The following is a 6,763-nucleotide window of genomic DNA, read 5'->3' on the forward strand; positions in this document are numbered from 1 at the left end:
ATAGATAGAGTTTTGTCTGTTTATAGATAGAGTTTTGTCTGTTTATAGATAGAGTTTTGCAGTATTATATATTCATAAAACTATATTCATTAAAAGAGGTGCTTCATTTGAGTAATGAAATTGTTAAATATGATCCTGAATTAAATACAATCCCACTTCGAAAATTCACTCCTGTTGAAATGAATTTATTCTTCTCAATAGTTTCTAGAATGCGTGACAAGGGTGACGAAACTGTAAGGTTTTCATTTGATCAATTAAAAGAATTAAGTGCATATAAACCTACAGCAAATAACCGATTTATTGACGATATTGAAAGTACCTATCAAAAAATTTTAGGATTACGCTTTGGAAGGCGTAGTAAAGATGGGCTGTATCGTGAATTTTTTGTTATGTTTACCGAATTTGAGATAAACGGCCATGCTGATGATCCTTATGTTGATATTAAAATTTACCCCAAAGCTATAAAATTATTAAATGAGCTGGAAAGTTGGGTTCGTTATGCTTTATCAGAGTTCAGAGATTTAAAAAGTAGCTACGCAAAAACCATGTTTCGGTTACTAAAACAATTTAGAACTACTGGGTACGCTTACTTTTCAGTTGCAGACTTTAACGAGCTATTAGATGTCCCTAAAAGCTATAAAAGTAGCAATATAAATCAATCCGTTTTAAAACCCATCAAAGAGGAACTTACGCCTCTTTTTAGAGGCCTAACGGTTAGAAAAAAATATGGTAAAGGCCGCGGAAAACCAGTGATTGGGTATTCTTTTACTTGGAAGTCTGAAAAGAAAAACTCTAATGACTTCTCACAAGGTCAATTTCAAGATGAACGTCAAAAGCTTTTTAATATTCAGCATAATGGTGAATTAACAGAGCAGGAAAAATGGCGTGCCATTGACAAAGTTAAGGGGTTGACTTTAGGCTCCACTGAGAAACAAGCATTGGCTGATAAACAGGCCGAGCACGATAAAAAAATAAGAGATCAAGCAAGAAAAGAAGCACTTGCTGAACTCCGAAAGGGGTTTGGAAATCATGCCTAAAACTATTAGAGAACTTGCTGACGAATTTGGTGTATCAAAACAAGCCATTAGGAAAAAACTAGATACAAACTTTAGAGCAAACTATGTACAAACTGTGACTAGGAACGGGGTACAAACCCTAGTTGTTATTAATTCAGGATATTTGCTGTTAAAACAGCATTTTGGTGGTGGTAACAACCGAAAATTCAGAGAGGAAACATTTACTAGTAACACTGGTAACACGAATATAGATACAATAGAACTACTGAATCAGCAATTATTAATCAAAGATAGCCAAATTAAAGAAAAAGATGAACAATTAAAGTCAATGCAAAAATTATTGGATCAATCACAACAATTACAGTTAATAGCCGAAAAAAAAATTGAAAAGTTTAAAACCATATCTTCTAAACAAGGTGAACATGATACCCATAATTTAAAGAAAAAAAATAATACTTGGTGGCACTTCTGGTAAAAACGTATTTTTATATTTGTTGATCAAAATTCAATATTAATTGTAAAAAGGCAAAAGCAAGCACTTAGGTTATTCTTCTAGTTGGGCTTTATAATCTTTAACGTTTTAGTGTAGTAGGAACTCGACACGTTTTTTCTAACCATATTATATATAGAAAATCTCTATTGTTTAAGCTTCAAAACCGAAAAACAAACAATTGCTATATTATAAGTGAACTACAAAAAATATAAGGAGATTAGATTTATGTTATTAATTAGTATTTTACTTAATATTATATTGATTGTCGGAGAAGTTTTGACGTGGCTTAAAATACCAAATTGGCTTTTAGAACATTATAAATCAAAATTAGCGCAAATTAATCAACAAAAAATTAACAAATTTAATTGCCACACACAGCAGCAACAACAGAAATTCGAAGAAAAGTTACAATCAACATTGGCGGAACAAAAAAGAGACTTTGAACAAAAAGCAGAACTATTAAAACAACGACGGACAATAATTCCAATCATCTATGCCAAATTACTTGAATTGAATGGGGCAGTACGTCAAGAAGAAAATTCTAAAAAGAGAGAAATACAGATAAACGTCAATAATTATATTGATTCACAACGACTGTTTTTAACTGAACCTCTATACAAGGAAATAAAAAGTGTTCAGAAATCTATGGGTTCTATCAGCGCTATTTATGAAACCATGCCTCAAATTAAAGGGCAAACTATTGACGTCTATGACCAAAGAAGGCAAAAACTAGAAGAAACAATAACGCAACAATTAACCAAGTTAGAAAATGATTTTAGAAATACCATGTTTGACAAATAGAATACAAAGTTGTTTTAAAAAAAATAATATTTGCAAATAGCGAATTATATTGTATAATAAAATCATCAGTGTTAGGTATTTCCTCTGAAATTGGAACTTTGTATATTCGAGGTTCGTGGATTCTATATTTGTAGGATCTGTTTTGTAGGGCTGCAAGCTGCCGGCTGCTCCGGCGCAAGCGCCTGCGCAGAGAAACGAGAGATGAGGATTCTCTCGTTTCAAAAATGACTACGATAGATGCTTTGAGAACCTTTTCTTTCTGGAGAGGACTCCCATAGAGGGAGCAGAAAGAAGGAATTTTTATGCAAATTAAAAATAGGGAACTGGTATCAAAGTATCGTGAACATCGGCAAAGAAAAGCTAAAACATCTAAAAAGTGGATTATATTTATTAAGATAATGCACGGTTTAGAAATATTGTTAAAATTACTTTTGTTACTTGAAAAAGTTATTAAACAATTTGCTGGCTTTTTTTAAGATGGTCAATTCGTAGTCTTTTTTTTTTGAAAGGAGTCTATTACATGGAAAATATTGGAATAATTCTTAAAAAGCTAAGAATGATTTATGGAGATACTGCAAAAGATTTTAGTGGAAAAATAAATATATCTCCTAGTTATTTATCTGAAATAGAAACCGGGAAAAAGTCTCCTTCACTTGAAATATTAAATAACTATGCTGAAATCTTAGGGTTAAAAGTTTCTACACTAATTTTACTCGCAGAAGATAAAAAGCAGATCAATAATGATTTACAAGCAAAAAAATTAATTAAACCATTAATGGAAAAAGTTATATCTCTAATGGCTAGATAAGGACATCAATTGAAAAAAAAATACCCATTATCTCAATCTTATCTTTTCAAATGTCATTCGAAAAAAAAGTTAGCTGACTCGCTAGGTATGTCCTTAAAAAAGTTAAAATATATCTCTAACAATCCCAGATACTATTCCTTTACTAAGAGGACTGGTACAAAAAATAGAGAAATTGATGTACCTTCTGATGCAGAATTAAAAAAAGCTCAAAAAAATATTTATAATTACCTAAAATACACAAATAGGCCTAACTATTTAATGGCTGGTGAAATTGGTAAAAATATTTTATCTAATGCAACTTTCCATAAGGACAGTGATTATTGGCTTAAATTTGACATATCAAATTTTTTTCCAAACTGTAAAAGAGAATATATTTATAGATTCTTTCAGTCTAGTATGCAATGTTCTCCTGACGTAGCTTCCATACTAACGAACATCACTGTATATAGAGGCGGCTTAGTGCAAGGAATTTCGACAAGTATGCTCCTTTCATTTTTTGCCTTCACTCCTATGTTTGATGAACTTTCTTTACTAGCAACTAAAAATAATTTAAAATTTTCAACGTATGTTGATGACTTTACATTCTCTAGTTCATCGCCTATAAACACAAATTTTATTAAATTACGAGTTAATAAAATTGTTAGAGCATATGGTCATACTATTAAAAATAGAAAAGTTAAGTATTATTCAACAAATGACTCCAAAAGAGTATCTGGCGTTATTGTAACTAAAACCCATCACTTAAAAGTTCCAAATAAAAATAGAAAAAAGATTATTTCGCTTGCTAAGTCAATGAGAGAAAATATTAATACTGGAAACTACCAAGAAGCCGAGAAAATAAGGTTATCCTTAAGAGGATGCATAAATTCTGCACGTCAAATTGAACCTGAAATATTTCCTGAAATTTCAAAATTTACTAAAACAAAATTTAAGTCTTAATATATTACCAGGTGCTTTATACTACCTGGATAAATATTGTAAGACTGTAATTTTAATTAATATCTTTATCTTTGTTAAATTAAGGGTCTATAATTAACAAATAACCCCTCAAAAACATTGAAAGAATAGCCCCCAATATCTACATTATAGATATTGGGGGCTATTTTAATTTATTTTTTAATAAGTGCCCCTAAACTATAGCTATTGATTCAAGATTTCATGGGAGCCAGTTGCAACCAATAACAAAATCAATTCATCATGATCTAGCTGATAAATAACAATCCAGTTGTCATAATTTTTACCATAGTTTCCATATCTGGCAGGGTGAAATTCACGATAGCCACGCCAATTTCCTTTTAATGCATGATCTTTAATCTGTTTCAAAACAAGTACATCTTGTTCAACAATTGCTTCTAAACAAGGCTTCAAGACAGTTATTGGGAAATGTTTTTTGACTAGTTTTTTTAATTCACGTTCAAAAGATTTGGTCTGTTTAATTTGCATCTAACTTATCGATCCAATCTTCAAAGTCAGTCAATGAACCAATGTTTTTGACCTGGCCTGTTTCTGCTTCTTTTTTAGCGGCTAAGGCTTCCGGAGAATCTAAAAAGCTGACCAATCGAACTTCATTATTGGCCGCTTTAACTAACGATAAGCGTATATACTCAGAAACGGTTAGCCCTTGTTTTGCTAGATTAGCTTTAGCCCGTTCACTAATTTCAGGTGTTACACGAGTTGAAATTGTCTTGTTTTTAATAATAGTATTACTCATTCTAATCCGCCTCCTTTAAGTTTACCATCGTACTACATTATAATATTCGATTTTTAGGTTTTCTGCAACTAAATTAATTTTAAAGTAAAGGAACTAACAGCTTATGCGACAAGTTGTCTTACCCATCAAAGATTCAAACGTTCTTAAAGAGGTTCAAGATACGTTACTCAATAACTTTAAAGCTGGCCGACGTAACTATACGATTTTTCAAGTTGGTAAAGCGACGCTACTGCGAGTGAGTGACGTTATGGGCTTAAAACAGGCCGATATTTTTAATCCGGACGGTTCTATTAAACAAAATGCGTTTATTCATGACCGAAAAACTGGTAAACCTAATACCTTGTACCTTAAGCCTGTTCAAACAGAGCTCTTATTGTACCGTCAATGGCTGCTTGATCATAAGCTGGATTCTGAATGGCTCTTTCCTTCAATTCAACACCCAGAACGCCATATTACTGAAAAACAGTTCTACAAAATTATGAGTAAGGTTGGCGATCTATTAGGAATTAATTATCTAGGTACTCATACGATGCGCAAAACTGGGGCTTATCGTGTTTACACGCAATCAAATTACAATATTGGCCTAGTCATGCACTTACTAAATCACTCAAGTGAATCAATGACTTTAGCTTATTTAGGCTTGGATCAAGCAAGTACCGAAAGTATGTTAGATCAAATTGATTTTGGTTAGTTTTCTTTGAGTTTTTAGTTGTTGTCGAAGGCAACTTCTGAGACAGGTTTTTAATGGGTCTAGCACAACATAGAATTTATTCTATGTGTAAGTGCGCATTGACCTCGTTTCACTCGGTCTGCTGATAACCATAAAATCAATTTTTGCCGTTGTTGAATTGACTGTATTCTTAATTCAATTTATGCTTACACTTAACTGATTTTGTTATGCTTTAAATGCTAAAAATTGTTGCATATCCCGCTGCTTTCAACCAAATTTTTTTTAATTGCTTTATGCAGAGAATCTTCATAAACCTGGCAACAAAATTTGAATAACTAACTTTAAGAACTGTGTATCTAAATTGAAATTATTATTTTAATGTTAGGAGTAATTAAGCTGGACTAAAAGAAAGTATTAAAACCAATTGATGAAATGCTTGCTGATCCTTGGCAAGTTGATATTCAAGAATTATTTGAAGCTTCCGTCAATAAACCCGACGAGATTAAAAAGAACTTGTATGATTCCTTATACACTTATATTTTGCAAAAAAGACAAGAAGATATTATTAATCGTCCATGTTTCGTCATCTAGCCCTCTAAAAAGTCCCTGAGGGCTTTTTATTTTGAGTTTGGTATAAATGTATATAAATAGCCTTAAAATCGCTGAGAACAAAAAATAAGGCCCTTAAAGACGAACATAGCAGCTAAATTCTTGTTAAGATTCAAAAAACTAACTGTTTGCTGTCAATGGTAGCGGACGAGCAAAGCGTGGGAGCATAAGGAATTGACAGCTTTTAACCAGTCTTAACACTGAATTGGCGAAAGCCAAAGTTTCTACAAAACTTTGCTTTCCTGCCTAACGGCGAGTGAAAAAGCGGTCAAGCTGGCTCAGCTTGGACGGGGTTCGGGGCGTCAGCGCCCGAATTAATGTGGCTTGCCACACCTTTTAGGCAACGAACGGAGTGAGGCGCAAGGAGCGTAGCGACTGAAATTTAATGTGAGCCGGTTTTGGGCTCACTCCTTTGTGTTTTTTGTTGCTAGGTTTTGACCTCGTACAGTGCTGCCTCTTTTATACCTCTTTTATAAACCTCTTTTAAACCTCTTTTAGGCCCCATTTTAGCCTTACTCTCCCAAGGGATACAGGAGTTTATAGATAGAGTTTTGTCTGTTTATAGATAGAGTTTTGTCTGTTTATAGATAGAGTTTTGTCTGTTTATAGATAGAGTTTTGTCTGTTTATAGATAGAGTTTTGCAGTATTATATAT

At 32.6% G+C, this 6,763-nt stretch carries 9 protein-coding genes; 7 read left to right on the forward strand and 2 right to left on the reverse strand.

Features of this window, described 5'->3' with window-relative positions:
- Positions 1-107 precede the first annotated feature (107 nt).
- From CBP76_RS09370 to CBP76_RS09390, 6 genes are all read left to right on the forward strand, one after another.
- Positions 108-1,037 (forward strand): replication initiation protein, encoded by a 930-nt coding sequence (locus CBP76_RS09370; protein ID WP_102196632.1) that lies wholly within the window; start codon positions 108-110, stop codon positions 1,035-1,037.
- The gene (locus CBP76_RS09375; RefSeq protein WP_102196633.1) at positions 1,030-1,491 is read left to right on the forward strand and encodes a helix-turn-helix domain-containing protein; all 462 of its coding nucleotides are present in this window, start codon (positions 1,030-1,032) and stop codon (positions 1,489-1,491) included. Before CBP76_RS09370 ends, CBP76_RS09375 begins: the two co-directional genes overlap by 8 nt.
- 243 nt (positions 1,492-1,734) lie before the next feature.
- Positions 1,735-2,310: a hypothetical protein gene (locus CBP76_RS09380; RefSeq protein ID WP_102196634.1), complete on the forward strand. Its 576-nt coding sequence runs from the start codon at positions 1,735-1,737 to the stop codon at positions 2,308-2,310.
- Between the two features lie 302 nt (positions 2,311-2,612).
- The gene (locus CBP76_RS13210) at positions 2,613-2,786 is read left to right on the forward strand and encodes a hypothetical protein (RefSeq protein WP_153386850.1); all 174 of its coding nucleotides are present in this window, start codon (positions 2,613-2,615) and stop codon (positions 2,784-2,786) included.
- A 44-nt stretch (positions 2,787-2,830) separates the two neighbouring features.
- Positions 2,831-3,118: a helix-turn-helix domain-containing protein gene (locus CBP76_RS09385; protein WP_102196635.1), complete on the forward strand. Its 288-nt coding sequence runs from the start codon at positions 2,831-2,833 to the stop codon at positions 3,116-3,118.
- Positions 3,119-3,127: 9 nt separating this feature from the next.
- On the forward strand, positions 3,128-4,057 hold the full coding sequence (locus CBP76_RS09390) for a reverse transcriptase family protein (protein ID WP_102196636.1): 930 nt from the start codon (positions 3,128-3,130) through the stop codon (positions 4,055-4,057).
- A 201-nt stretch (positions 4,058-4,258) separates the two neighbouring features.
- On the opposite strand, the gene CBP76_RS09395 is transcribed toward CBP76_RS09390, so the two are convergent.
- Both CBP76_RS09395 and CBP76_RS09400 read right to left on the reverse strand, forming a co-directional pair.
- Entirely contained in the window at positions 4,259-4,561 is a 303-nt protein-coding gene (locus CBP76_RS09395) for a type II toxin-antitoxin system YafQ family toxin (RefSeq protein WP_005917927.1), read from the reverse strand.
- Positions 4,551-4,829, reverse strand: coding sequence for a plasmid mobilization protein (locus tag CBP76_RS09400; protein ID WP_102196637.1), 279 nt, complete (start codon positions 4,827-4,829; stop codon positions 4,551-4,553). Before CBP76_RS09400 ends, CBP76_RS09395 begins: the two co-directional genes overlap by 11 nt.
- 103 nt (positions 4,830-4,932) lie before the next feature.
- On the opposite strand from CBP76_RS09400, the gene CBP76_RS09405 reads away from it, so the two are divergent.
- On the forward strand, positions 4,933-5,520 hold the full coding sequence (locus CBP76_RS09405) for a site-specific integrase (protein WP_102196638.1): 588 nt from the start codon (positions 4,933-4,935) through the stop codon (positions 5,518-5,520).
- Positions 5,521-6,763: the final 1,243 nt, after the last annotated feature.

This window comes from Companilactobacillus nuruki (assembly GCF_002872255.1).
GTDB lineage: Bacteria > Bacillota > Bacilli > Lactobacillales > Lactobacillaceae > Companilactobacillus > Companilactobacillus nuruki.

Excerpts from the sequence above, each read along its gene's own strand:
- CBP76_RS09375 (WP_102196633.1), top strand. The coding sequence starts at position 1,030 with ATGCCTAAAACTATTAGAGAACTTGCTGACGAATTTGGTGTATCAAAA.
- CBP76_RS09380 (WP_102196634.1), top strand. The coding sequence starts at position 1,735 with ATGTTATTAATTAGTATTTTACTTAATATTATATTGATTGTCGGAGAA.
- CBP76_RS13210 (WP_153386850.1), top strand. The coding sequence starts at position 2,613 with ATGCAAATTAAAAATAGGGAACTGGTATCAAAGTATCGTGAACATCGG.
- CBP76_RS09385 (WP_102196635.1), top strand. The coding sequence starts at position 2,831 with ATGGAAAATATTGGAATAATTCTTAAAAAGCTAAGAATGATTTATGGA.
- CBP76_RS09395 (WP_005917927.1), bottom strand. The coding sequence starts at position 4,561 with ATGCAAATTAAACAGACCAAATCTTTTGAACGTGAATTAAAAAAACTA.
- CBP76_RS09400 (WP_102196637.1), bottom strand. The coding sequence starts at position 4,829 with ATGAGTAATACTATTATTAAAAACAAGACAATTTCAACTCGTGTAACA.
- CBP76_RS09405 (WP_102196638.1), top strand. The coding sequence starts at position 4,933 with ATGCGACAAGTTGTCTTACCCATCAAAGATTCAAACGTTCTTAAAGAG.